Genomic DNA, 23591 nt, shown 5'->3' with positions numbered 1-23591 from the left:
CTTGGACGGAATCCGCACGTCGCGAGTTCCCCACGTTGCCGAGCGACGTCCCGTATGGATGTAAGGTTTGGAAAAATAGAAGCTTAAAGCACTTTTCAGAGCTGCTGGAGTGAGCCGCAGAAAACGCCTTACGGCGACCAGCCGTATGCCTCGACCATGACATGGAAGATGACGTTCTGCTCGATGGCCCCATGGAAGAGGTGGGCCTGCGGACCGTCGGCGTACAGGGGAACGTCCTCGCCGCCGTGCGTTTCCGACTCCAGTGGAACCGTGGCCTCGCTGACGTAATCGGGGAGTTCGGTCGTCAGGAGCGTCAGGTCGGGACGCCCTTTGGCGATGCCCTTGAAACCCCAGTCGGCAGGCGGAATCGTCTTGGTTCCCTCCTCCGTGCCCCTCGATGCGCCCGTGTACCCCGGTCCGTTCGCGTACGACAGCGCGGTATACGGCAGGCCGAGCTCATCCTTGCCCAGCGAGGTCACGCCCGTTGCCGGGTCGGCCACAATGACCTTTCCAAGAATCGGATTCCCGCGCACCCCGTAACCAGCGATCGTCATCGTGTGGCTATGGTCGGCCGTGACGATGATGAGGGTCTCCTGTCGATTCGTTTTCTCCACGGCCGCCCGCACCGCCCGGGCGAATTCAATCGTGTCGTCGAGCGCCCGATAGGGGTTGTTCAGGTGATGGGCGTGGTCGATCCGGCCGCCTTCAACCATGAGGAAATACCCTTGGGGGTTCCGCGACAGAATGTCGATGGCCTTGGCGGTCATCTCGTGCAGGGCGGGCTCACCGGCGCCGTCGCCCCGACGACCGTGTTCGTACTGCATGTGATCGGGCTCGAAGAGACCGAGCAGATGGCTCGTCTCCGCCGGTTGAGCAGCTTCGAATTGGGCCTTGTTCCATACGTAGGCCGCATTCGAGCGCCGCATCCACTCTTTCGTAAGGTCACGCCCGTCGAGCCGTTTGCCGCTCAGTTTGGGCTTGTCGGGGTACTCCGGATCAGGCATGTTGTTGGGAAGGAAGGCCATGCGGCCGCCGCCCATGGCGACTTCCAGGCCGTCGCCGTACGGAAACTCGATGAGTTGCCGGGCGATGTCCGGGAAGCCGGCCGCGCGCGCCGCGTCGGGGAGGTTGGCGTCGCTTTCCCAGTCCCGCTCGGGCGTGTGGGCGTAGCAGGCGCCGGGTGTGGCGTGCGTGACGCGCGTGGTCGTTACGACCCCCGTGGAGAGTCCCCGTTGCTCCGCCCATTCCAGGATGGTGAGCAGTTCACGACCCTTCGCTGCGACAAAATCCCCTCGTGGAGCCCGCTCATCCACGGACAAAACCCCCGCACGGCATTTCACTCCGGTAACCATGGCGGTCATCGTTCCGGCCGAGTCCGCTACCTGCTGGTCGGTGTTGTAGGTCTTGACGAGTGCGGTATACGGGAGTTTCTCGAAGCTCAGCGCATTTTCCTCGCCGGACCCGTTGTTCCTCTGTCCTTCGAGAATCCGCGCGGCCGTAACCGTGGCTATGCCCATGCCGTCGCCCACGAAAAGGACGACGTTTCGGGCCTTGCCGGTGACCGGTGCCTGGTCTCTGGCCCGCTCCACAGCGCGTCGCGCTTCGCGGTACCACGCACTCTCGCGCTGGGGGATCGCCGGCGATTTCCCGCCGGGTGATCGATCAGCCGCCTCGAGCGTCGGATCGGACACGCTTCGGCTCAAGGCCGAAGACCCCACAACAATGAGCCCCAGGCCAACCAGGACGGCGGCCGTAATGCCTGATGTTGTTCTTGCTTGGGAAGACATGGGCGGAAGTCTACCGGGGCCGCGCTAAGAATCTACGAACGAAGGGACGCGATCGCGGCGACCGCCAGCCGGTCGCAGAGCTCGTTCTCGGGGTGTCCAGAATGACCGCGAACATGCTCGTAGGTCATGTCATGCTGGGAAGTCAGGTTATGTAACGTCTGCCAGAGGTCGACGTTCTTCACCGGCTCCGACGACGCCTTATTGCCGCGCTTCCATCCCTTGGCGATCCAGCCGTCGATCCACCGGGTGAGGCCGAGGATGACGTACTCGCTGTCCGCAACCAGGTGCACCCGGCGCCGCCGATCCGATTTCAATGCTCTTAAGCCTTCGATCACCGCCGTCAGTTCCATTCGATTATTCGTCGTGAGCGGCTCGGCCCCGGAGAGCTCTTTGGTCCTGCCCGTGGCGACGTGTCTGAGGATGGCCGCCCAGCCGCCCGGGCCGGGGTTTCCGCTGCACGCACCATCGGTGAACAGGATAACTTCGGGGGGCGACATCGGTCTCGTGTGTTGACAGGGCCTCTAACGCCTGACCGGAAGCCAGGGGCTGCGGAGCTCGGACTCGGGAGCGTAGTGCATGGTCGGGCTGATGTCGATGCGCGCCGCTTCCGTGATCCAATCAGGCGGACCGGACGGTGGAAACGACGGCACCGGCCGTTTCGGCTGGGGCGCTTTCGAATTGCAGGTAGCGCACGCGGGCCGGCGGGATGTTCCCCAGCACGAGCCGGGAGCTGATCTGATGGGCCCGAATCTGCTCGTCGAGAAACGCCGAGACCGCTTTGATCCGTGCCCGCCCGGGTCCCAGGGACCAGTTTCGCGAGAGGCGACGCATCAACTCATACTCGAAGTAGCTGAAGACACCTCCGGGCACGAGCATCTCCCGAATCAGCTCAAAAATCGCAGCGACATCGCTGATGGGAAACACCGTAAACGGCAGGCTGGAGACAATGCGATCGAAGCGCTCCGCGTGGTCGATGTCCTGGACCCGGCAGTTCCACAGGCGGACGGCCCCGCGCCGAAAGGCACGGTCCAGCGGCGGCTTGCTGAGCACGTCCCGACGAAGGATCTCCATGAACTCCGGATTCACTTCACAAATATCCAGGCGATCCTCGGGGCCCAGACGCTCGCCAAGGCACTTGGTTATCGGACCGGTGCCGGCGCCCACTTCCAGGATTCGGATCGGCGAGCCGGCGGTTCGGACGTATTCCGAAAGCGCCAACGCAAGGGGGCGCGAGCTGGGAGCGAGCGCTCCAACCGTCTGCGGCTGGCGAACGTATCCGTGCAGGAAGCGGATCGTGTGACCGAGATTCATGGAGGGCAACTCCACTACCAGAGGCGTGCCGACCTCTGGCCGGGTTTTCGTTCGAGCGGGATTTATGCTAGTCGAATCACGCTGGCAAATCTTGCCTCCGCGCCGGCAAGGCCGCGAGATCTGCCTAAAGCATGCCCCATGGACACCTTTTGCACAAGGGGCGCCCCATCCGTCGGGCGGCGCGAGGCGCAAGAACACGTCGCCCTCGGCGCCCTCTCATGCGACGCATGCTGCCGCCTTCTTCTTATTCTGAAAATCCTGAGGGAAATTTTTGTTGAACCTGGGCTGCGCAAGGCATTATAGTATGGGTGCGGAGTGGTGCGCCCTGAGCTAAGCCACGGAATAGGGCGTGTGCGGCAAGGGTTGGCGCTCCGCCGAGCGTCGCGCCGGCAACGTGTCGCGGCGGGCGTTGAGCCCGCGAGTGACGACTCGCGGGGCGGGTTCGGAGTGCGAACGACGGTTTCCAACAGTCGCCGGCCTCCGAGAGTCCCGTTTAATGGAAGGAGGTGATCCGTTGGACGATCAATGTAGGTGTATGCTGCTGTAGTGGCAGTAGACGATGCTGCCTACGGCGGCAAACGGAATGAGGCCCGGTCGGCGAATCCCGATCGGGCCCTTCTTTTTTTTGACGAGGCGAACTTCCTGAATCTGTTGTCTGATCGCCCGGGAAGGCACGACCGGCCCTTCATCAGAGCGCATCGCCGGACTTGCGATACCCGGTATTGAAGAGCAGTTTTCCGGCCGTCAGCACGACGAGCGTGAGCGCCAGCAGCCCCCACGTCGACGTGGCTGGGATGTCCTGGCAGGCGCCGATGCAAGAGAGCAAGGGATAGGCGCCGGAGGCCTCGCAGGCGCCGACGTTGTTGATCGGGACGGGGTTCCCCTTGTCGTCGGCCAGTCGCAGCGCCTCTGTTCCTCCATTGTCGAAGAGGCACATGTCTCCCGGGGAGTCAGTCCTGGCCAGGAACGTCAGGCAGGCAATCGTGGAGGGGCCGCGGGTCGCCCGTGACAGATCGAATGGGTCGACCAGAACGCCGTAATCAACCTCACCGACGGCGTCCGACTTTCGTTTGAATGCTTCGATGACGAACGGAGACTCTGCATCGCATCGCGCTCCGGGCTTGACGCTGAGCAATTCGACTGAGGCCGGATCGTACTGCACGGAGAACTGCGCGGCCGCAATACGCGACAGGCTCCGTCCGAGCATGACGCGAAGCGTCATGTGCTGCCCGGATGTGGGGCAGGGCTGATCGGCCGACAGGCAGAGGCTGGGGCATTCCATCCGGAAGCCCAGGCACGTTCCCTGCACGCATGTGTCCAGCACCGTGCACGCAACACCGTCGTCGCAAGGGCGGTTCTCGTTGACGGGCTCGGTACGACAGAGACCGCGCACGGGATCGCAAACTCCGGCGGCGCATGCCGAATCCAGGCTCGAACAGTCGGCCGTTCCTCCGAAGCAGTCGCACCGGCGGCCCACTTCAACGCGCGACCGACTCAGGTACAGGCTCGCAGGACCTGCGCTGCACACCTGGTCGTTGCGGATAAGCACGGAATCGCCCTCGGCGTCGGAAAGCAGGGTCGTGGTCGGCGAGAGGCCGGCGACCAGTCCGACGTCGCAAAGGCCCTGCGTCTTCGCTCGAAATGTCAGGCAGACCATGCTGGCCGGACCGGCCGTGGCATCGTCGAGGTTTGCCGCATCGACGCTTACCGCCAGGAAAATGGCGCCCAATTCCTTGTTCACATTTTCGGCGAACGTTGAAACGAATGGAGAGTCCGGATCGCAGGCACGACCGGGGGCGACGTCCACGATATCCAGCACATCGGGGTCGAAGCGGAGCGAGAACTGCCCGGCGACGATGGGGACATCACTGCGACGAAGTCGGAGGGCGGTCCGTACGAGGCCGTCAGGAACGTGACACTGCGTCTCGGACTCCATGCAAAGGGAGGCCGTCGGTATGAACGCGACGGGATCACCGGGCCGCGTCGTCGCGAGCGGCGAATCCGGCCCCCTCGGCTTTTCCGAACCTGGTGTGGAAGGGGGCTCAGCGGGCACGGAAAGCTCGACCTGGGCGTTAGCTGAACCGCAATAAATGACGCCGACAAGCGTCACCATCAGGAAGAGCACCGCACGACAACGGTTCCGCATTTCTGTTGAGTTCCGATAAGATCTTGAGTAATCGCCCCAGACTCCCCATTATAGGCGGACTTGGCGTCTGGCAACGTGGGAATTCCCGAGATTCGAAGTCTGGGGGAACCCACCATGACGAAGCCCTAACTTCGCCATTGGACGAAACTTAGGGCGCAGTTGCCGCATCGTGGCGTTGCACGGCCGGTCCTTCGTGAGCTCCTCCCGGGAGGGGAGTCGGTGAGACTGGGCCGTGCCGTTCCTGTTTCGCCGCCGCATGGCATGCTCCAAGCTGAGAGAGAGGAAGAGGAATATTGAGCAACTCGTCGAGCGACACCGACCGGATGGAAGAATTCGCACCGCCGGCGTCACGGCGACTTAACTCCACCTACTGGCTGTGCAACATCATCGAGATGTGGGAGCGGCTGGCCTACTACACGCTCCGGCCGGTCGCGCCCATCTACATCATGCAGGCCACCGAGCCCGGCGGGCTGCACCTGACCGCCCAGCACAAGGGCGTGATCTACATGTGGTGGGCGGTGATCCAGTCGATCCTGCCCATGGCGACGGGCGGATTCGCGGATCGCTACGGCTACAAGAACTCGCTCGCGTTCTCCATCACCGTGAACATCATCGGCTACCTCATGATGGCGTTCACGCACAGCTACGAAGGGTTCTTCGCCGGCATTGTCATCCTCGCCTTCGGCACGTCGTTCTTCAAGCCCAGCTTGCAGGCAACGCTCGGTCACCAGTTGAGCAAAGAGAGCTCATCGCTCGGCTGGGGCGTCTTTTACTGGATCGTTAACGTTGGATCGCTGATCGGGCACTACGTATCGCCGCTCCTGCTGAACGCCAACCGCGCCGACGGCGGATGGCGGACGCTTTTTCTGGCGTGTGCCGGCTTCACGGCGATGAATTACATCATGCTGTTCACCTATCGCGACGTGCCGTCCGGAGCGTCCAAGACACAGAACCCGCTCGGTGTGCTCTGGACGACGATCCGCCACGTGTTCGAGCCGCGGCTGTTCATCTGGTTGATGATCATGTCCTGCTTCTGGATGATGATGTACCAGCTCTGGGATCTCCAGCCGAACTTCATCGTGGATTGGGTGGACAGCTCCAAGGTCGCAGCCTGGGCGCCGTTCGAGAGCTGGCGCGAAACGGGTCCGAACGGCCAGCTTCGCGTGCCGCAGCAAGTGCTCCTTTCGCTCAATGCGCTGCTCATCGTGTGCCTGATGGTGCCGGTGTCTTGGGCGGTGCGGCGGATGCGGGCCTTGTCGGCCATGTTCTTCGGAATGGTCATGGCCACAGCCGGCGTGCTCGTGGCGGGAATGACGGGCAACGGCTGGTTCCTTCTGCTGGGTATCGTCTGCTTTTCGCTGGGCGAGATGCTCACCGGGCCGAAGAAGAACGAGTACCTCAACCTGATCGCGCCGCCGGGCAAGCGCGGGCTCTACCTCGGGTACGTCAACATCCCCGTCGGCGTGGGCGTCGGGGCGGGCTCGTACATCGCGGGCGTGGTGTACGGCAACTACGGGGAGAAGGCCACGCTGGCGCTGAAGTATCTTGTGCAACACACGTCGTACGTGGCCGGGAAAACCTGGGACGGTTCGGTCGCAACGCTGGAAACGGTTACGGGGGTTTCGCGAACAGAGGCCTTCGCCAAACTCCAGGCGGTTCTCGGTGTCGACGCGGACACGGCGACGAAGCTGCTCTGGGACACGTATCACCCGCAATACCACGTATGGATTCCCTTCGCGGCGACCGGATTCGCCGCGGCCATCGCCCTGGCGATCTTCGGGCAACTGGCCAAACGGTGGAAGGACATGAACGCGTAGGAATCGGGCCACGCGAGAGTTCGCCTGTTCAACGAGTGAAGGATAGAATCCTCTGTTGCTCCCCACGGCGCGAGACTCGTTGGGCACTCCACTTGCCCGAATTGAGCAAGTCGCGAATGGACGCGCAAAGGACGGCGAGGGCATGGCCAAACTGAAAAACCTCCCGATTTGCCAAGAGGATATGCTTGAATACCTAAATACCTCATCCGACTTTGCCTTCGAGCTTCAATGTCTAGAGCGAATTTCAGGATTGGGCTTCGAATGCCAACATGGTGGTTCCTACACCGATCCTGTAACTGGCAAACGCCGCCAATTCGACATCCGGGCACAGAAATCCAAAGGTCCTTTCCGGGTTCGGTGTGCCGTCGAATGTAAGCACGTCACAACCAACTTTCCCTTGTTGATCATGTGTGTTCCGCGAGCTCCCGAAGAGAGCTTCCATGAATTGCTGCACTCCTACGACCCCGATCAAGTTCCGCAGGATCGTCCATACATTCCTGCTATAGCAGGTTACTGCAAGACGATCCGCGTGAGCGATCATCCGGCTTCCGAATATCAAATCGGCGAACCTGTTGGCAAGAATTGCCCACAGATTGGCAAGTCGAAGGAAGGGGAAATTATTGCAAGCGATGCGGATGTCTTCGAAAAGTGGTCTCAAGCGCTCGCGTCCGCGCAAGACTTGGCGGATGAGGCCGCGTCCGAAGGCAAAGAGTGCAATGGCACTTTTCTTTCGCTGATTCTGCCGATCTTGGTCGTTCCAGATGGGAGGCTCTGGAAAATCGACTACGCTGCAAACGGTACCAGAAATGGTGACCCAAAGCAGGTCGATCGGTGCAGTGTTTTTGTCGGCCACGATTGCTTCGCTGGGAATGAGCTGCAGGGGGCACCCTTGACTATTTCGCATCTTGAATTTGTCACGCTTACCGGTTGTTCGGATATGTTGACAGGTATAGCCGAGACTCCGAACCCCTGGTTTCCTCAAGCGCACGTTGATCGTCTCGCTGAAATGGAATGACTGTAATTCCTCCGAGATTCTCCTTCGCTGTGGGCTACAGCGCTTTGGCAGCGGGGCTGCAAAGCTGACTTGACAGCCGTGGGCAACGCCCCCTCCCAATATCCATGTCGCTCCCCCACCGCTGAAGCGGTGGGCCACCCCGCTCGGGCACATCCCGCAATTGAAAACTCCGTCGCGCGGGCGTCACCTGCTCGGGCTCCGTCTACTTCCCGCCTTTCGGCTCCGTCACCTTGAACGTAAACAGCGGCGTCACGTCGGTCAGCTTGTCCAATGCCCAGGCCTGTTCGAGCATGAAGTCGGCCGTGGGAGCGTCCACCACGCCGTCGGCCATGCGCTTGAACTTGGCCACGACCTCGTCGTCGGTCATGGGGTTGCCGGCGTGGCCGCGGGGGAAGTCCACGCGCTTGTTGAGCTTCGTACCGTCTGCAAGCGTGATGGTCACGTCGTTGGGGATGCCCTTGGGATAGCCGCGATTCATTTCCGCGTCCTCGACGATTTTCGTGCGATCGATCAGGTCGAGAATTTTCGGATCGGCCAGGCGGTCCTCGTCAAACGTCGCCAGCGTCACGTCGCCGTCGAGCAGTGCGGCCGCGCAGCAGTAGAACATGGAGTGGTCGGCGGTCTCGCGTGAGGTGGGGCGGAGCTTCTCCGGCTCGGAACCGATGATGCTCACCGCGGCCTCGAAGCTCTTGATGTGAATCTTCTCAATCTTTTTGCCACCGATCTGCGGGCGAAGCTGGAGGCAGGCGTCGATGGCCGACTGCGAGTGATACTCCGCAGGCCAGAACTTGATGTAGGTCTTGTCGATCATGAAGTCGCCGTCCTTGCCGAGGGTCATCTCCTTGAGCCCGCCGAGGTTGAGCTGGTGCATGAGACCCTTGGGGCCTTCGAAGATTTCGTTGGGGCCGGTCATGCCGCGGCGGGCGAGGTCGGCCGCGAAGACGCCGTTGCGGGCGGCGTTGGCGAAGGCGCAGGCTTTCCAGTCGGAGATCTGCCCGGTGCGGGTCTGGCGGGTGGTGATGTTGCACACGCCGGCGAGCCCCAGGGCGTGCTCGAGCTGCTCCGCGGAGAGGTTCCACAACTTGCCGGCGAGCAGGGCGGTGGAGAGGGCGCCGTAGGTGACGTGGTCCCATCCGCCGGCGCGCAAGCTGGCGGCGTCGCACATGCGGCACTGGATTTCGTAGCCGATGACCGCGGCGAGGATGAGATCGCGGCCGGGGCGGCCGGCGCTCTGCGTGACGGCGACCGTGGGGGCGATGTTGTCCGAGGGGTGGGCCGGTTCCTTGCTGAGGTAGGTGTCGTTGTAGTCGAGGTAGCGGACCATGGCGCCATTGGCGAAGGTGGCGAGGTCGGGCGTGGTGTGGTGGTCGGTGCCCCAGACCGTGGACGAGGGGGGCATGTCGCTGACGGCCATGGCCTTGGCCCGGGCGACGCGGGCGGGATGCGACCAGTAGGCGCCCAGGGTGGTGGCCAGGGAGTCGATCACGCGCCGTTTGACCTCATGCACGGTCTTGGCGGGCAGGTCCTCGAACTTGAGTTCTTTCGTCCACTTGGCGAGTTTGTTGGCAATGGTCATGACGTTCCCTTCGTATTGAATGCGTCAGTCATCGTTGAACATGGTACGAGCCGCAACCGGGGGCTGAAGCCGCCGGCTACGATCGTGCGCCCTGCGGGCGAATGCCAGTGAGCCCCAAGGGGTTCGCTTGGTTTTAGAACGCCGTCAGTCTCTCCAGAATCGTAACGAACCAGAACGCCACGCCGAGCAGTAGTAACAGTGGCCATTGCATGCGTTTGGCCTCCAATCTGGCCGTCGGGGAACGGGGCAAATCTCATCGCGGCGCCCGCCATCGGCGGGCTGGACCACGCCACCCGGCGGGTCCCCCTATAGTAATAACGCGCAAGGGCGCTCACTCGAATCGGTGCGCAAAGTGAGCGCCCCAGAACTGTTACACCTCGGACGCCACCGGTTCCTCGATTTCCACCGCTTCCAGCAGCATTTCGGCCACGTCGAGCTGGGGCAGGTCCTCCTTTTCCTTCTCGGCCAAGCCGTCGATGAGCATGCGCATGCAGAAGGGGCAGGCGCTGCCGATGGCGTCGGGCTTGGTGTCGAGAAGCTGCTGCGTTCGGGCGACGTTGACCCGCTCCTTGCCCTCTTCTTCTTCCTTGAACATCTGTGCCCCGCCCGCTCCGCAGCACATGCCGCGGTCGCGCGTCTGCACCGGCTCGACCAGGCGCACGCCGGGAATCGAGGAGAGCACCGTTCGCGGATCGTCGTAGACGTCGTTGTACCGGCCGAGGTAGCAGGAGTCGTGGAAGGCGACGGCGCGATCGACGCGTCTGGTCGGCTTGAGCTTGCCCTGACGGATCAGTCCGGCGAGGAAGGTCGTGTGGTGGACGACGTTGTAGTTGCCGCCGAAATCGGCGTACTCGTTCTTGAGGGTATTAAAGCAGTGGGGGCAGACGGTGACGACGGTCTTCTTGTCCACGCCGTAGCCGTTGAGGACCTCGATGTTGGCCTGGGCGAACATCTGGAAGAGGTACTCGTTGCCGGCGCGGCGGGCGGGGTCGCCGGTGCACTGCTCTTCGGTTCCGAGGATGGCGAAGTCCACGCCGGCTTTTTGGAGGAGGCGGGCCGTGGCGCGGGTGACTTTCTTGGCGCGCTCGTCGAATGCGGGAGCGCATCCCACCCAAAGGAGTACAGGAACGTCGGGCTTCTCGGCGAGGGTGGGGATGTCCAGCCCCTCGGCCCATGCGGCGCGGTCCTCGGCCGGGAAGCTCCACGGATTGGCGTTGGTCTCCAGCCCCTTGAATGCCGACTGCAACTGGTTGGGGAACTCGCCGCGTTCCTGGACGAGGTAACGGCGCATGTCCACGATCTTGTCGACGTAGCTGATGAACACGGGGCACTCCTGCTCGCAGGCGCGGCAGGTCGTGCAGGCCCAGAGGACTTCGGGGTCGATCACGCCGTCGACAAGATCCTTGTGGTGCTCGTCGGGCTGGCCGTTGTCGCCGGCTTCGCCGTTGCCGGCGGCGCTGCCATTTCCACTTGCCTTGGCAGCAACGAGCGGCTCCTTCTGGGCGTAAAGGAAGTCGCGCAAGTCGAGCGTGAAATGCTTGGGCGAGAGCTTCTTGCCCGTATTTGTGGCCGGGCAGTGATCGCTGCACCGCCCGCATTCCGTGCAGGTGTAGAAGTCGAGGATGGCCTTCCAGGTGAACTGGTTGATGCGGCGGATGCCCAGCGTTTCTTCGCGCTCCAGCTTGCCCTCGATGTCGATGATGGGCGGGAGCCGGGCGGGCTTGAGACTCTGCGTATAGACGTTGGGGATGGCGGTGATGACGTGGAAGTGCTTGGAGTAGGGGAGCAGGTTGAGGAAGATGAGCACGAGCGCGGCGTGCGTCCAGAAGCCGGCGTGGGCGAGGACTACCAGGGCGCGATCGGAGAACCCTTGGACCATCATGGCCGCAACGGAACCGGCGGGTTCGTAGGGAACGAAGGCGATCTCGCCGGGCTCGGCCGGCACCGTGCTTGCGGTTACGACGTGGCTGGAGACTTCGCCGGGAGCGCGAGCCGCCCGCACCATCGAGGCGCCGTCGTAGAAGATATCCGAGACCATCATCACCAGGATGATGATGAGGATCAGCAGGCCCTCAAAGCTGAGCGTCATGCGCGGCAGACGAGCGATGACGCGGTAATAGACGAAGACCAGCGTGCCAAGAATCACGAGCAGAGCGAAGATGTCCTTGAGCAAGGCGTAGATTTTCCCCAGCGGCTGGTCGGTGCCGAATATCCAGAAGTCGAATGACGGGTCGTATCCCCGCCCCCAGAGGATCAACGAGCGCAGGAGCAGGACGGCGAAGCCGAAGAAAATGATGAGGTGGGCGATGCCGGCCAGGGGGTAGCGGCGCATGCGCACCTGGGCGATGGCGTAGCGCAGCGTGCGCTTGAGGCGTTCGCCGGGCTGGTCGGCACGATTTTCGGCCGCGCCGACCATCATCAACTTCCAGCGCCGCCAGGCGGACCAGGCGAAAATGCCCCAGCCGGCGAGCAGCAACATCGTCATGGCAAGCGGACCCATTCGAATGGCTCCTCACGGTTCTACGCGGGACGATCGATCCTCCATGGAGCGCGCGGCGCCGTCAGCCCTTGGCTCGCTCGAACTCCTTGGTCAGCAGCGGGACCATGGTGAACAGGTCGGCGACGCAGCCGTAGTTGGCGACCTTGTAGATCGGGGCGTCCTTCTTGGTGTTGATGGCCACGATGACCTTGCTGCCACGCATGCCGGCAAGATGCTGAATGGCGCCGTCGATGCCGCAGGCGATGTAAAGCTTGGGCGTGACGACCTTGCCGGTCAGACCGACCTGCCGGGTGTGCGGCTGGTAGCCCGCGTCGCAGGCGGCGCGGGAAGCGCCGACGGCGGCATCGAGCACGCCGGCGAGTTCGTAAATGATCTTGAAGTTCTCCTCGGACTTCAAAGCCCGCCCGCCGGAGACGACGATGTCCGCCTCGGTGACGTCCTTGACTCCCGAGCCGGTGGCCACGATCTCCTTGCAGTCCACTCGCCGGGCCTTGTCGTCGAGCGAAAGCGCGACGGACTGTGTCGTGGCCTTGACACCCGGTTGCGGCTCCTTGGCAGCGTAGGCGTTGGCGCGAACCGCGGCGATCTGGAGTCGCCCGCCCTTGAGGACGAACTTGGCGGAAAACTTCCCGGCGTACATCGACTTCATGACCACGAGATCGTCGCCCTCGGCGCTGACCTCCGTGCAGTCGATGGCCAGCGCCGCTTTCTTGCGGGCGGCGACGCGAGGGGCCAGGTCGCGCCCCATGGCCGATGTGGGAATCAGGACGATGCCGGGCTTGGCCGCATCGATGGCGGCGCTGAGCGCGGACGCGTAGGCGGAAGCACGGTACCGGGCGAGTTCCGCGTCTTGAATCGTGTAAACGGCTTTGGCCCCGTAGGACGCCACGGAATCCGCCAGTCCGCTCACGTCTTTGCCGACCAGGCAGGCATCGACCTGCCCGCCGGTCTTGGACGCGAGTTGTTCACCGAGCGCCAGAAGCTGGAACGACGCCGGCAGAATCTTCCCTTCACGTTGTTCGATAAAAACAAGAATGTTCTTGGCCATGCTAAATTACCTTTGCCTCTTCGCGGAGCAGTTGAACCAGTACCCGTGCCATGTCTTCCGGATCGCCCTCGACGAACTTGCACTCCGGTCGCGGCGGCGGGGGGGCGATGGACTGGAATCCCAGGCCCGCGGAAAGCGCCTCGTCCCCGCTCAGTTCGGCAGAGGTCAGCAATTTGACCGGCTTCTTCTTGGCTTTCATGAGATTGGGCAGCGACGGGTAACGCGGCTCAACCAGGCCTTTCTCGATGGTCATCAACGCCGGGAGCGTTCCCTCGACGACCTCGTCGGCACCCTCAATCCGCCGGCGGGCCTTGAACGACTTGCCGTCGTCACTGACCTCCAAAGCGGTAATCGCGCCGACGTGCGGGATATCGAGAAACTCGGCCAGTGCGGGACCGACCGCGCCGGCGTCGAGGTCGATGTTGTACTTCCCGCAGAAAATCAGAGAGAAATCGCCCGCTTCCTTACGAACCGCCTCGGCGACCACCTGGGCGAATAATAGCTCGTTTAGTGGGTCGAACTTGGCGTCGTTAATGTGAATGCCGCTGTCCGCTCCCATGGCGAGCGCCACGCGCAGGGCTTCCGCAGCTTTGTCGGGGCCCAGGGTGATGGCGACCACTTCGGAAACGTCCTTGCGCTTCTCCTTGAGCTGGACCGCCAGCTCAATCCCAAACTCGTCAAATGGGTCAGGAACGAGCTTTAGCCCGGCCGGGTCAATCCCGGAGCCATCGGGCATGATTTTGATGGTCGCGTTGGAATCGGGCACCTGTTTGACGATGGTGAGGATTTTCAATGTGGACTTCTCCTTTTCTGCACGGGCGTCAGCCGGGCGAGGCCGGACCCGGGTAATCCGCAGGATGGTAATGGATTCGGGCGAAGAACGCAGCCCTTGAGGGCGAATCATCCATCCGACGCGCATCGGTCCCGCTGCAAATCGCGGGCCAGCCCAGCCGAAATCGAACGAATGGAGCCTCAGGAAAGAGGGTGGGATGGAGGCGGGTAGGATCGGCCGTCCGGATGACCGAGCTCAATGGACGATGCGGAAATCCTGCCAGTTTCCGCCGGCCGGGCCTTCGCTCACTTGGGTGTCGCGAATGTTGCCACGCATCTCGCGGGAGATTGCTCCGAGAAATCGATCGAGTTCTGTGGTCGAACCCTCGGCCACCAGTTCCACGCGACCGTCGGGCAAGTTCTTCACATAGCCGGTGATTTCGAAGCCCCGGGCCAGTGACGCGACACTGGCCCGGAAGCCCACGCCCTGAACGTATCCGTTGTAGTGAACCGTGCGGCGCGTGGCTTCCTGCCCAGACATGGTATCAGTTCCGCTCTCGCACGCGGCCCCATTAATCGGCGGTCTGGTCCGCTCCCGCCGATGGGCCGCCGCGACTTCGAAGCTTGACGAAGTACACTTCGCGTCCGTTGTCCCGATAGCAGACCTTGTCCATATAGGCCTTCATGAGCATGACGCCGCGCCCGCTGGGGACAGAGAGGCGTTCCGGGACCGTGCAGTCGGGAAGCTGTTCCGGGAGGAATCCGCGTCCCTCGTCGGCGACGATCACAGCGGCCTTCTTGTCGTCGACAGCGTATCGGATGGTGACCAGTTTCTCAGAATCGCTCTGGTTGCCGTGCTTGATGGCATTGCTGACCGCTTCTTCGAGAGACAGTTTCAATGCAAAAACATCGTCTTCGCTGAATCCGTGCCGCTCAGCCTCACGCAGGATCGCTTCCTTGGGAGCACGGGCATCGGCGATATCGCTGCGGATGACACAGACCACGAATGTTTCTTCCCTGTCCGGGTCCGCGACGGGCATGGGCAACCTCAATCAAGCTCCTGGCTTCACCGGCGTCACAGGCTCTTCAGCGCCTCATCCGCGGTATCATAGATGTGAAAAAGCTTGTTGAGCTTGGTAATCTTGAAAACCTCGTAAATCTGGGGAGAGATGTCCGATAACATCAGCTTTCCACGCAGCTCGTCCATGCGGTTCTTGAGCTTGATGAGCATTCCGAGTGCGGCGCTGGAAAGGTGCTCGACGTTTCTGAAGCAAAGCAGTACTTCGATGCCCGTCTCGTCGTCGATGATCATGTTGAGCTCATCGCCGATTTCGGCGATGGAAAGCTCCTCAAGGATCTTTCGGTCCGCGAATTCGATGACGTGGACGTTACCGGTACGGGTTACGGTCAGGTGTGTAAGATCTTCGGGCATAGGTCTTTCCGTTGTCCTGGTGTCCGACCGGTCCGGCGCTCGGCCCCGGTGCCGGTCTGGCATCGGGGCAATTGTAAAGTCTAGGACGGACCGGACGGGTGTCAAGAATGGTCAAGGTGCGCGGTTCTCCCTTGCCGGAGTCGCCTCGAATGGCCACAATCCTGTTAGAGCGGTTTATTGAACCGACTAAGCTAAGGACAATCCGTGCTTCGGCGCGGCTGCTTGATCCATGAAACATCAACAACCTGACCCCGCAAGAATGCCGGGCCGGCGCAACTCACTGCTGGTCATTGCGCTTTCGATCGCGGCAATCGTGTTGTTCAGTGCCGATTCCGCTTATGCCTGGGGACCCGCCACACACGTTGCTCTGGGCGGCAGCATACTCGACCAACTCAGTCTTCTCCCGGCGGGTCTGGCCGCGATTCTGGCTCGACACCGATTCTCCTTTCTGTACGGCAACGTCGCGGCGGACGTGGTGTTCGCCAAGCGATGGAGCCGGGTGAAGCAGTTCTGCCATCACTGGTCGACGGCATTCCGCCTGCTCGAGCAAGCATCGGACGAGCCCGCCCGCGCATTTGCTTACGGCTACCTGTCGCACCTCGCGGCCGATACCGTGGCGCACGGGAAGTTCGTGCCGCGCCAGGTGGTGGTCAGCGGACACAACATCAACGTCGGCCATCTGTATTGGGAACTCCGTGCCGACGGCATGCAGCGTCCGCGATCGTGGGCGGCGCTGCGGTCGCTGCTGCGCCAGGACCACGAGCAGCACCACCGTGATCTGGCGCCCCTCTTGCGAAATACACTACTTTCTTACGACGTCAACCGAGCGCTGTTTGACCGAATCAACGTGCTCACGCTCCGGCGCGGATTTCGCTGGACGGTGGCGCGCGTGAACGCGAATTCGCGTTGGCCGTTGTCTGCCGATCTGCTGGAGAATTATCACAGCGAGTGCCTGGACCGGATACTTTCCGTGCTCAGTGAAGGCGATCGCTCGCTGGTTCTGCGAGACGATCCCAACGGCACGTCAGCGTTGATGAACGTGCACGCCCACCGTCGGGACGAGCGTCGTTTGCGTCGCGCGGGCCTGTCGACGGAGTATCGGCGGCGGGAGTTCTCCGCGGCGATGGCTCCGAGTCGGGCGCCGGCAACGATGGCAGGCGCGGGCGCGGCACCGGGGACGACGATCGTCACGGCGAACTGATCCAGGGGGCGGATCTCATCATGTCAGAAAAAGCCGAATCAAGTGCGCGAGCCAAGTCGAGGAGGAAGTCGGATCACTTCGTCGCCGACGGGCGAGAGCGCGTCGAGAAGGATCTCATGATGTCCATTCGAGCTGAGGTGGAAGCGCGGTTTGCCGATCAGCTTCACGAGGCGGGCTGGTGGCGGCGCTGGCGCCTCCGACGGCAAATCGACCGCGAGATTCGTGTGGAACTCAAGAAGCAGCGACCATCACGAGAAGCGTTGTTCGCGAACAACTAATGGTGTTGGCGCGCAGACCGGAGCGCCGCGACTCACAAGGCGTACATTGCGCCGCCATCCCCAGCCCGAGCTTTCGCGGGCATTCCTCTGAAGGGCGGACGGTCTGATCCTAGTTCTCGGGGACGACGCGCAGCCAGCCATACTTATCCGGCGCATCGCCGACCTGGATACTGGTCAGCTTTTCGTAGAGCTCGGAGCAGCGGCGGCCGGGCTTGCCGTCCGGACTGTAGACCTTCTTGCGATCGCGCCAGGTGATTGACCCCACCGGTGTAATGACCGCGGCGGTCCCGCAGCAGCCAGCCTCCTTGTAGTTGAAGATCTCCTCGACCGGGAGCGGACGGCGTTGAGGACGAAGGCCCATTTCTTCAGCCAACTGGATCAGCGACATGTTCGTGATCGAGGGCAGGATCGATGGGCTCTCCGGCGTGACGTATTGGTCATCGGCCGTGATCGCGAAGAAGTTGGCCGGTCCGGACTCGTCGATGTAGTGCTTCTCCTTGGCGTCGAGGTAGAGGACCTCGGTGAAGCCGCGTTCGCGGGCGTGTTTGGAAGCGCGAATGCCGGCGGCGTAATTCCCGCCGACTTTGACGTCGCCGACGCCGAGCGGAGCGGCCCGGTCGACTTCTTCCTCGACGACGAGATCAACGGGTTTGAAACCGGTCTTGAAGTAGGGGCCCACGGGCGTGACGAGCACCATGAAGGTGTATTCCGTGGCCACCTTGACGCCGATCTGTGGACCGGTGCCGATGAGCAGCGGCCGGATGTAAAGCGAAGCGCCCGTGCCGTGCGGGGGCACAAAGCGGCGGTTGGCATTGACGACGCGGAAAACGGCCTCGAGGAACATCTCCTCGGGGACGGATTCCATGAGGATCTTGCGTGCCGACCGGACCATGCGGCAGGCGTTCTCGTCGGGGCGGAAGACGACCACGTCGCCCTTGCGGGTCTCGTAGGCCTTGAGCCCTTCAAAGCAGGATTGCCCGTAGTGAAGACACGTGGCGGCGATGTGAATGGGCAACGACTCGTCCGGGGAAAGCACGCCGAGATCCCAGGAACCGTCGCGCCACGTATACCGGATGTTGAAGTCGGTCTTGTGATAGCCGAAGTCGAGATGGGACCAATCGAGGTCCGCCTTTTCCGGTGTGGGGGGAACGATCTCAGGAGCTCTGTTTCGGCGGTTTACCATTTCCCGCGTTGCCATACCTGCCTCCTTCCAAGACGTGACCCGAACAGCCGCAACCGTGCCTCATGCCGAACGCTGGTGTCCGGCGGCGTGCCGCGCCTCCGCGTGGCACTGCATTATAGCACAAGCAAGCGCGATGCCATATCCCTAATCCGCGTGAAAGTCGAGCAACTGCCGTGCGTACGAGGCGCTGCGCAGCGTCGGGTGCGTTGCTTAAGGCGGTCTCCCGCAGCAGGTTGTGCAACGCGCCGAAGTCAGTTTGCGATCGGCCGAGGCATGATTTTCGGACCAGCGGCGGGGATCAACCTCGATCCGGGACATCCGACGCGGGAGTTGCAGGGCCGTCCCCGCAGCGAGCGCGAAGGCGATCGAAGGAAAGCGCCGCCTCTTCGCCTGGGGATCGATCCGCCAGCAGTGCCTGCGCCTTGCGAGCCGCATCGCATTTCCCGAGCTTCAGGGACAAATCGAAAAAGATGCCCAGCAGTTCGTTTGACGGATCGGCCTCCGGACCGAGGACCCCGTCGACGAGTGCGGCGTGAATGTCGTCGTCGCGCAAAACCCGTTGATTGTCGGCCTGGGCAGACATCTTGCGATACAGCTCAACATATTGATCGGAGGCGACTTTCGATTCCTGGCGGCGCATGCGTTGGCGTGAGATCTCGACGGAAAGACCCAGCAGGCGATCGAGCGTTTCGAGTGGGGGGCGCTGACCGGGTTCGGCCAGGGCTCGTTCCCGTGCCAGAGCCACCGCGCGCTCCGCGCTGCTGACGGCGTCCGACCATTGTTCCGCGAGCGCCTGTGCATTGGCGAGCTGGCCGAGGGTATTCGGCGTCGGGCGGACGGCTGCGGCCCGACGTGCCCACTCCACGGCCTCATCGCGCCGTCCCAGCTTGCCATCACAGATGGAGAGGCCGAGCAGGATCGAGGGCTCATCGGGATGGAGTTGCAACGCTCGTTCATAGCTGGAGCGGGCCAGTTGGGCGAAATCGTTGACCAGGAGATCGCCGATCAGGCGGTGTCCACGCCAGTCACTGGCCCCCTCGGGGGTCCGGACGAACTTTTGTGCCAGTGCCAAGGCCTGTCCGCCGTTGCCGGCCCAGACCTTTCGCTGCGCCTCGTACAGCAGGAGGCGGGGGTCCGTCGGAGCGCGCTGCACAAGGGAAAACACCGCTTCATCGAGTTGCTTACGGGCTTGTTCGCGCTCACGGACCGAGGTTGCCTTATCGAATTCGGCGAGGGCTTCATCGGCGGCGCGGACCAGTTCCTCCGGACTTCGAGTGTCGGGAGGCGCCTGATCGTCGGGCCGACCATCAGCCCGCAGCGCGGCGATGGATGATTCAGGCGCCGGGTTCGCAGCAGGGTCTCCGGTGGGATCGGGTGCCTGGGCGGAGCTCGGCGAAGCAACGACCGCGGCCAGGAATAGGACAATGCACGCCGAGCCGGTACGGCTGGAGAAGCAACGCCACGGGAATGGAAGCAAAGATGCCTTGAATCTCGGCATGTCGGACATTGAAACATGCAGGCGTCGGAAGGCAAGGGGTGCAGGCCAAGGAACGGGCGAGGGCGGAAATATCGAGGCTGTGCCGCGAGCAGGCGGGGCCGACGGGATCGTTCGATTCAACCTTCGAAGCATATGGACTGGCCGACCGAGTTGTCGGTGTCGGATTGGTCTGTGGTCATTTCCCGGGACTGGCGCGGGGCCGATTGGGAGCCCGTCTGGCGGACTTCGTTGACCTTGTCCACGAGAAGCTGCCATGTTTCTCGTTCCATGGTCAGAACGCGGAGGGCATCCTCCACGGCGTGGACGTCGCGCTGGACGTTGGCGTCGACGAGTTTGCGGTAAAGAAAGGCGTAGATGGACGCGACGCGCTGGCAAAGCTCGGGGTTCACGTCGTGGTTCAGGGCGGACTGCATTTCCGAAATAATGTTTTGCGCCCGGGTGAGGCGGTCGAAGGAGCGGGCGTAGTCCTTGGCCGCAAGGGCGTCGCGGGCCTGCGTGGTGAAACGGATGGCGCCGTCATAGAGCATGAGATGGAGCTGCTCCGGGGTCGCGGTCATCACGGCGTCGCGCAGATAGGGATTGTCAGCCGCTTCGGTCATGGCGCAGGTAGTATCGGACAGTGGCGCCTGGAGCTTGATCGCGGTTGCCGGTTATGGCGCCCGGTCGTGCTACGGGTTATCGCGGCGGGGCGAAGAGGCCGCTACTGCCCCGCAAGCTGGGCCAGCGTGTTGAGCGAGTTCTGCTGGTCCTGGAGAGCTGCCAGCGCCGATTCCAGTCCTGCGAACTGCGTTTCCAGCCGCGAGCGCTTCGCGGCCAGCAGTTGGTTGAGCTGGTCGATCCGATTCTGCAGCAATTCCTGCTGGTCCAGAAGAACGCCGTCGTGCTGCGTGATCAGGCCATCGGTGCCGTTGGACAGCTCGTCCATGACGCCGTCGATCACCGCGCCGAAGCCGGTGTCGGGCGAGGAGAACAGCTCCGCGACGCGGTCCGGCGACTGGGCGTAGACTTGACGGAAGCGTTCTTCGTCGAACTCCAGACGGTTGTTCGAGGAACCGGCGTTTGCACCGGTTCCGAATGCCGGGCGAATGCCGATGGCGGACAAGCGGCTGATGGAACTGGAGTCCCCGTAGGAGCGGAGCAGGAGGGACCGGAGCCGGTTACGGACCTGGTTGACCGTGCGATCGCCTTGCAGCGGTCCCCGCTCCAGCGACTCCTGGTTGAACGCCGTGGCCGTATCGATCTGCGACTGGAGGTCGTTGTAGCGCGAGACGAATGTGCGGATGTCCTCGATAACCGACTCGATGTCCTCGGTCACGGAAACGGTTACTTCGTCACTCCCGGCGGAGAGCAAATTGAGAGAAAGACCGGGAACGGCGTTCTCGATCGTATTGCTCGTTCCCGTAACCAGAATCGAAGACGCACCGTCGCCTCCACCGACGGAGACGACCGCGTCGCGAGGACGGCTCAGCGTGCTGAAGTCAATCGCCAGGTCACCTGAGTCGACAGTCAACTCGCCCGCCGCGCCGGCGACCTCGGAAGTAAGGGTCAGGCTGTAGGGGCGCACGCCGCTGCCGTCATTGACGATATTCGCGGCGACCGCGCCGCCGGCGTTGTTGATCCGCGTGACAAGGTCGCGCAGCGTGTCGCGCCCGCCGACGTTCACGCGAATCTCGAGCGTACCATCGATGTAGTTCTCGTTGGCCGATGCCGTGCCCGTCAACTTGAGATCGCGAGCTGTCCGGCCGCCTTCCTCGTCCTCGATGGTCAGTCGTCCGTCGCCGCCCGCCTGGTCAACAACGACCAGGCCGTCGCCCGTGTCGTTGATTCGCCCTTCAATTACGCCGCCGCCCGCATCGTTGATGGCCTTGATGACGTCGCCGAGGTCGCTGGTCAGGGCGGAAAGGGCGACGGTATGCACGCCGCCGGCCGAGTCGGTAATGTTGAACGAGCCGATCTCCACACCCGCGCCGTTGTTGAACTCGGAGAGTAGGGTGTTCTCCGTGATGTACTGGAACTGGGCGTTGCCGCCGTTGATGGAGCGCCGCGCTCCGAGCGAATGCGTTCCGGCCAGACCGAGGTCGGCCGCAAGTGAGCCGGATTGATCGGCCACGATGACGTTTCCGCTGCCGCCGGAATCGTCGGTGAGCTGGATTCCATTGCGGGCGGCGTTGATGGAGGCGGACAGCCCGAGTCCGCTTCCTTCCGTAGCGGTATTGATGAGGTCGATGACGTCCTGGAGCGTACGGGCGCTGGTCAGGTCGACATCACCGGATTGACCGGCGGCATCGGTCAGCGTGATGACGCCCGTCGTGATGCCGCGCCCGCCGCGAAGGGAATTCAGGAGGACGCTGTTGAGTCCGCCCAGCAGGGGGCGCGAAGAGGCGGTCGCACCGGCTTGGTCGCCGCCGAACGTCAGACCTTCAATTCCCAGATCGCGGGCGGCGGTGGAGTCGCCGGCATTGACCTGTACGGAAACCGCCGGGTCAAGCGCGGTGAGAACAATACCGTTTCCATCGGCGGAGATGCTCGCTTCCACGATTCCGTCGTTGCCCGTCGCGTAGTTGATTGCCCGAAGTACATCGCCGATGCTCGCAATTCGATAGGCGTCGCGCCCCACGATGGAGGAGGACGAGACATTTCCCGAGATGCCCAAGTCTGCCGTCGTGTTTCCGCTCACATCCTCGACGATCAGCTTCTTGGCATTTTCGCCCGTCAGGCCGGTGTTGTCGGTGATCTGAAAGCTCGAGTTGACCAGGCCGAGCCGCACGGAGACGCCGGCCGCTTCCGTCGCACTGTTGATTCGATTCCGCAGGTCGGCCACCGTACGGATGGGATCCTGGTCGGGATCCGCCAAGTCGATCTCGACGGACTTCCCGGCGCGATCGGTGATGCGGATGACACCAAGCCGGACACCGTTCCCGTTGTTTAACGCCCGCAGGTCGGTGTTGAGATTCTGGGCGAGGATTCCGTTCAGGTTGACGTCGAAGTCGCCGTCGCTGGTGCTGAAGCTGAGGTCCGCGCCGGGCTGTAGCTGCGTCGTCCGCCCGATGCCGTTGCCGTCGTTCAAGAAAGACAACGGTGTGGCATCGTCCAGATGGATCAGGTCCAGTCCGTCGAGCCGCGCCGTGGTCGTGCTGCCGGCGATGCCCAGATCGGTCGCGGTTGTACCGCTGGCCTTGTCAGCCACGATCAGGCGGCCGGCGGTCGATCCTTCGGCGAATTCGTTCTGGTCTTCAATGACGATGCGCTCTCCTGAGGCTCCATTACCGTCCACGCCGGTGACGCGAGCGCGGACGTTGATTCCCGCAGCGTTGTTGATTGCGTCGAGCACGTCCGTCACGGTGACGGCGCGCGTGAGATCGATCTCGGCCGAATTGCCGGCACGGTCGGTGATCACGACGGTTCCGCGACGTACGCCCGAGCCGCCATTGAGCACGGCCAACTTGGTATCGGGGTCCACGCGACCGCCGACTTCGATGGTGAGGGTGCCGGATCCGACGGGGGTCTGATCGGCGTCCGCAAAGCCGCGACTGACCACGGCGTGATTCGAAACCAATGATTGAACGCGAAAGCGGTAAGAACCGGGGGCTGCATCGGAAGTGGCCTGGGCGGTAAGGATGGATTCGTTGCTGCTGATGGTCTTGAATCCCCGGAAGAAATTCTTGTCATCGAAACGAGCGGCTGCCTGGCGAAGGGCGAGGAGTGAGGCCGACAACGCCGCCAGTGCCGTTCGCTGCGTGTCAATGCCGGTGACCCGTTTCTGCAGCGCTTTGATCGGCCCGCGCTCCAGCTCGATGAGCTGATCGATCAACTGCGCGGTATTGATGCCGGAAACGAGTCCGATGCCACTGGAGATTCCGCTCATAACGCCTGCCTTGGTTCAGGGGGGTGGGTAGCGCTGGTCGTGGAAACGGGTCCCCGGAGTATCGGACGAGCGCGCACCGCAACCCATGTCTGTTATCGGCACGGTCCGCAAACTCCCTTCAGGATTGAGTGCGGGAGTGCCTCTCGTATTCGAATAGGCTGCG

At 62.8% G+C, this 23591-nt stretch carries 19 protein-coding genes; 4 read left to right on the top strand and 15 right to left on the bottom strand.

Annotated features, from left to right (window positions below; genetic code table 11):
* Positions 1 to 128: 128 nt before the first annotated feature.
* The 4 genes from J5J06_03240 to J5J06_03225 all read right to left on the bottom strand — a co-directional run bounded on the left by J5J06_03240 (position 129) and on the right by J5J06_03225 (position 5244).
* Positions 129 to 1787, bottom strand: coding sequence for an alkaline phosphatase (locus J5J06_03240; GenBank protein MCO6436080.1), 1659 nt, complete (start codon positions 1785 to 1787; stop codon positions 129 to 131).
* A 32-nt stretch (positions 1788 to 1819) separates the two neighbouring features.
* Positions 1820 to 2284, bottom strand: coding sequence for a ribonuclease HI (gene rnhA, locus J5J06_03235; protein ID MCO6436079.1), 465 nt, complete (start codon positions 2282 to 2284; stop codon positions 1820 to 1822).
* 121 nt (positions 2285 to 2405) lie between these two features.
* Complete coding sequence (locus tag J5J06_03230; protein ID MCO6436078.1) at positions 2406 to 3098, bottom strand: methyltransferase domain-containing protein; 693 nt, start codon at positions 3096 to 3098, stop codon at positions 2406 to 2408.
* Between the two features lie 688 nt (positions 3099 to 3786).
* The gene (locus J5J06_03225; protein MCO6436077.1) at positions 3787 to 5244 is read right to left on the bottom strand and encodes a hypothetical protein; all 1458 of its coding nucleotides are present in this window, start codon (positions 5242 to 5244) and stop codon (positions 3787 to 3789) included.
* A gap of 293 nt (positions 5245 to 5537) precedes the next feature.
* Here J5J06_03225 and J5J06_03220 point away from each other — a divergent pair, with 293 nt between their 5' ends.
* Positions 5538 to 7061 carry an MFS transporter gene (locus J5J06_03220; GenBank protein MCO6436076.1) on the top strand — a complete coding sequence of 508 codons (1524 nt, stop codon included), beginning with the start codon at positions 5538 to 5540 and terminating at the stop codon, positions 7059 to 7061.
* Positions 7062 to 7203: 142 nt separating this feature from the next.
* Positions 7204 to 8076 carry a hypothetical protein gene (locus J5J06_03215; protein MCO6436075.1) on the top strand — a complete coding sequence of 291 codons (873 nt, stop codon included), beginning with the start codon at positions 7204 to 7206 and terminating at the stop codon, positions 8074 to 8076.
* Between the two features lie 202 nt (positions 8077 to 8278).
* Here J5J06_03215 and J5J06_03210 read toward each other — a convergent pair whose 3' ends face one another.
* From J5J06_03210 to J5J06_03180, 7 genes are all read right to left on the bottom strand, one after another.
* The gene (locus tag J5J06_03210) at positions 8279 to 9652 is read right to left on the bottom strand and encodes an MmgE/PrpD family protein (protein ID MCO6436074.1); all 1374 of its coding nucleotides are present in this window, start codon (positions 9650 to 9652) and stop codon (positions 8279 to 8281) included.
* Between the two features lie 370 nt (positions 9653 to 10022).
* A complete protein-coding gene (locus J5J06_03205) occupies positions 10023 to 12137 on the bottom strand; it encodes a (Fe-S)-binding protein (GenBank protein ID MCO6436073.1) in 2115 nt (704 codons plus the stop codon).
* Between the two features lie 76 nt (positions 12138 to 12213).
* Positions 12214 to 13200 carry an electron transfer flavoprotein subunit alpha/FixB family protein gene (locus J5J06_03200; protein ID MCO6436072.1) on the bottom strand — a complete coding sequence of 329 codons (987 nt, stop codon included), beginning with the start codon at positions 13198 to 13200 and terminating at the stop codon, positions 12214 to 12216.
* Position 13201: 1 nt separating this feature from the next.
* Positions 13202 to 13993 carry an electron transfer flavoprotein subunit beta/FixA family protein gene (locus J5J06_03195; protein ID MCO6436071.1) on the bottom strand — a complete coding sequence of 264 codons (792 nt, stop codon included), beginning with the start codon at positions 13991 to 13993 and terminating at the stop codon, positions 13202 to 13204.
* A gap of 234 nt (positions 13994 to 14227) precedes the next feature.
* Positions 14228 to 14512, bottom strand: a complete 285-nt coding sequence (locus J5J06_03190) for an acylphosphatase (protein MCO6436070.1) — start codon at positions 14510 to 14512, stop codon at positions 14228 to 14230.
* 31 nt (positions 14513 to 14543) lie between these two features.
* Positions 14544 to 15011: an ATP-binding protein gene (locus tag J5J06_03185; protein MCO6436069.1), complete on the bottom strand. Its 468-nt coding sequence runs from the start codon at positions 15009 to 15011 to the stop codon at positions 14544 to 14546.
* A 35-nt stretch (positions 15012 to 15046) separates the two neighbouring features.
* Positions 15047 to 15403: an STAS domain-containing protein gene (locus J5J06_03180; protein ID MCO6436068.1), complete on the bottom strand. Its 357-nt coding sequence runs from the start codon at positions 15401 to 15403 to the stop codon at positions 15047 to 15049.
* 229 nt (positions 15404 to 15632) lie between these two features.
* Here J5J06_03180 and J5J06_03175 point away from each other — a divergent pair, with 229 nt between their 5' ends.
* A complete protein-coding gene (locus J5J06_03175; protein ID MCO6436067.1) occupies positions 15633 to 16604 on the top strand; it encodes a zinc dependent phospholipase C family protein in 972 nt (323 codons plus the stop codon).
* Between the two features lie 20 nt (positions 16605 to 16624).
* Positions 16625 to 16882, top strand: a complete 258-nt coding sequence (locus J5J06_03170; GenBank protein MCO6436066.1) for a hypothetical protein — start codon at positions 16625 to 16627, stop codon at positions 16880 to 16882.
* Between the two features lie 109 nt (positions 16883 to 16991).
* Here the strand turns inward: J5J06_03170 and J5J06_03165 are convergent, their stop codons facing one another.
* The 4 genes from J5J06_03165 to fliD all read right to left on the bottom strand — a co-directional run bounded on the left by J5J06_03165 (position 16992) and on the right by fliD (position 23428).
* Positions 16992 to 18065, bottom strand: a complete 1074-nt coding sequence (locus J5J06_03165; protein MCO6436065.1) for a branched-chain amino acid aminotransferase — start codon at positions 18063 to 18065, stop codon at positions 16992 to 16994.
* A 298-nt stretch (positions 18066 to 18363) separates the two neighbouring features.
* On the bottom strand, positions 18364 to 19563 hold the full coding sequence (locus tag J5J06_03160; GenBank protein ID MCO6436064.1) for a hypothetical protein: 1200 nt from the start codon (positions 19561 to 19563) through the stop codon (positions 18364 to 18366).
* A gap of 116 nt (positions 19564 to 19679) precedes the next feature.
* Entirely contained in the window at positions 19680 to 20162 is a 483-nt protein-coding gene (gene fliS / locus J5J06_03155) for a flagellar export chaperone FliS (protein ID MCO6436063.1), read from the bottom strand.
* A gap of 101 nt (positions 20163 to 20263) precedes the next feature.
* On the bottom strand, positions 20264 to 23428 hold the full coding sequence (fliD, locus tag J5J06_03150) for a flagellar filament capping protein FliD (protein ID MCO6436062.1): 3165 nt from the start codon (positions 23426 to 23428) through the stop codon (positions 20264 to 20266).
* Between the last annotated feature and the right edge of the window lie 163 nt (positions 23429 to 23591).

The sequence above is a fragment of the Phycisphaerae bacterium genome, from assembly GCA_024102815.1.
Classification (GTDB): Bacteria; Planctomycetota; Phycisphaerae; order UBA1845; family UBA1845; genus JAGFJJ01.
The sequence above is the reverse complement of the archived record's forward strand: the minus strand, read 5'-3'. Positions and strand labels throughout refer to the sequence as shown.

Bases quoted from the DNA above. Each gene is read 5' to 3' on its own strand.
- J5J06_03240 (MCO6436080.1), bottom strand. From the start codon at position 1,787: ATGTCTTCCCAAGCAAGAACAACATCAGGCATTACGGCCGCCGTCCTG.
- rnhA (MCO6436079.1), bottom strand. From the start codon at position 2,284: ATGTCGCCCCCCGAAGTTATCCTGTTCACCGATGGTGCGTGCAGCGGA.
- J5J06_03230 (MCO6436078.1), bottom strand. From the start codon at position 3,098: ATGAATCTCGGTCACACGATCCGCTTCCTGCACGGATACGTTCGCCAG.
- J5J06_03225 (MCO6436077.1), bottom strand. From the start codon at position 5,244: ATGCGGAACCGTTGTCGTGCGGTGCTCTTCCTGATGGTGACGCTTGTC.
- J5J06_03215 (MCO6436075.1), top strand. From the start codon at position 7,204: ATGGCCAAACTGAAAAACCTCCCGATTTGCCAAGAGGATATGCTTGAA.
- J5J06_03210 (MCO6436074.1), bottom strand. From the start codon at position 9,652: ATGACCATTGCCAACAAACTCGCCAAGTGGACGAAAGAACTCAAGTTC.
- J5J06_03205 (MCO6436073.1), bottom strand. From the start codon at position 12,137: ATGACGATGTTGCTGCTCGCCGGCTGGGGCATTTTCGCCTGGTCCGCC.
- J5J06_03200 (MCO6436072.1), bottom strand. From the start codon at position 13,200: ATGGCCAAGAACATTCTTGTTTTTATCGAACAACGTGAAGGGAAGATT.
- J5J06_03190 (MCO6436070.1), bottom strand. From the start codon at position 14,512: ATGTCTGGGCAGGAAGCCACGCGCCGCACGGTTCACTACAACGGATAC.
- J5J06_03185 (MCO6436069.1), bottom strand. From the start codon at position 15,011: ATGCCCGTCGCGGACCCGGACAGGGAAGAAACATTCGTGGTCTGTGTC.
- J5J06_03180 (MCO6436068.1), bottom strand. From the start codon at position 15,403: ATGCCCGAAGATCTTACACACCTGACCGTAACCCGTACCGGTAACGTC.
- J5J06_03175 (MCO6436067.1), top strand. From the start codon at position 15,633: ATGAAACATCAACAACCTGACCCCGCAAGAATGCCGGGCCGGCGCAAC.
- J5J06_03170 (MCO6436066.1), top strand. From the start codon at position 16,625: ATGTCAGAAAAAGCCGAATCAAGTGCGCGAGCCAAGTCGAGGAGGAAG.
- J5J06_03165 (MCO6436065.1), bottom strand. From the start codon at position 18,065: ATGGTAAACCGCCGAAACAGAGCTCCTGAGATCGTTCCCCCCACACCG.
- J5J06_03160 (MCO6436064.1), bottom strand. From the start codon at position 19,563: ATGCCGAGATTCAAGGCATCTTTGCTTCCATTCCCGTGGCGTTGCTTC.
- fliS (MCO6436063.1), bottom strand. From the start codon at position 20,162: ATGACCGAAGCGGCTGACAATCCCTATCTGCGCGACGCCGTGATGACC.
- fliD (MCO6436062.1), bottom strand. From the start codon at position 23,428: ATGAGCGGAATCTCCAGTGGCATCGGACTCGTTTCCGGCATCAATACC.